The organism is Micromonospora craterilacus (assembly GCF_003236315.1).
GTDB classification, from domain to species: domain Bacteria; phylum Actinomycetota; class Actinomycetes; order Mycobacteriales; family Micromonosporaceae; genus Micromonospora; species Micromonospora craterilacus.
This window is the reverse complement of the sequence record NZ_POTY01000494.1, coordinates 1-1142: the sequence shown is the minus strand read 5'-3', so window position 1 is coordinate 1142 and position 1142 is coordinate 1. Positions and strand designations below refer to the sequence as shown.

The following is a 1142-nucleotide window of genomic DNA, read 5'->3' as shown; positions in this document are numbered from 1 at the left end:
AGGTAGCCCCGGCGCCCCAGGCAGTCCCGGCGCCCCAGGGCCGGCTGGCCCGCCTGGTAGTCCCGGTGCCCCAGGGCCGGCCGGCCCGTCTGGCCCGCCTGGCGGCCCTGGCGGCAAGCACGGAATCCTGCCGGTAACCGGTAGCAGCCGGCTTCCAGTCCTGACGGGCACGGGAAGTGTCATGGTCGCCCTCGGCGCGCTCATGTTCTTCCTCTCCCGCTATCGAACACGCAGGTCCTGATCGGGAGGCCCGGCCGGTGACCCGCCGGCCGGGCCCCTCCAGATATGGCAAGATCGGCAAGGATGTCGGGGGCAGCGCAAGCTCTGACGGCGTTCCAGAATGAGCCCTTTCAACTTGCTTTGCGCTGGTAGGGATGGGTTCGGGTGCCCCGGCAGCGGGTTTGAGGTAAGGCTCCCGGTAGGACAGCGATCGACCAAGGAAGCGGCAACAAGCCGTCAACCGATCCCACGCCCCCGTCCGCGCCCTCGGCGAACGCGCCATCGCCACAATGAAGACCGGGAAAGCCCTCGCCCGACTGCGCTGCTGCCCACACCGCGCAACCACGATCGTGCAGGCCATCCTCGCCCTCCACCACGTCGAGAACCCGATCTACCACAGTTGAAGAACGCTCAGTGAGCCGGTCCGTGGATACGCCCGTCAGGCGGCAACCACCACGCCGGGTGGCTCCGCGACCGCAGGGGCGGGCCTCGCCCGGGACGGATATTCCGATCTTGCGGGAAGGCGCTGCTCGATGGGGGCGGTGAAGATCCCGAGCAGCCCGGTCACCTCCAAGACGCGGCGGACGAAGGGTTGCGGGCGGGTGATCCGCATCTGGCATCCAGTCTTGCCAGCGGCGTTGCGCACGCCGACGAGCGCGCTGACGCCGGCGCAGTCCAGAAAAGTAACTCCGGCGAGGTCCACGACGAGGACCGCGGGACCTTGATCCCGCAACAGGGTGAGCAGCTTGTCGCGGAGTACCGGCGCGGTTGCCAGGTCGACCTCGCCGGCCACGCCGAGCCGGGCCGTCGGTGGCGATGGGCAACTTGTGTCGATGGGTAGCTGTGCGAGGGCGTTCAGAGACGAATATTCGGGAGCCATTGTGTTCCTCCAGCCCAACTGCACACAGGAATCGCTTGAAGGG

General features: G+C 68.2%; 1 protein-coding gene and 1 pseudogene. One reads left to right on the top strand and one right to left on the bottom strand.

The window, feature by feature from the left end; genetic code table 11:
* Positions 1-431 precede the first annotated feature (431 nt).
* A pseudogene (locus C1I95_RS34040) lies at positions 432-623 on the top strand (IS5/IS1182 family transposase); the annotation flags it as partial.
* A 35-nt stretch (positions 624-658) separates the two neighbouring features.
* Here C1I95_RS34040 and C1I95_RS34035 read toward each other — a convergent pair.
* On the bottom strand, positions 659-1142 hold a 484-nt coding region (locus C1I95_RS34035; RefSeq protein ID WP_233514074.1), incomplete at its 5' end, for an STAS domain-containing protein.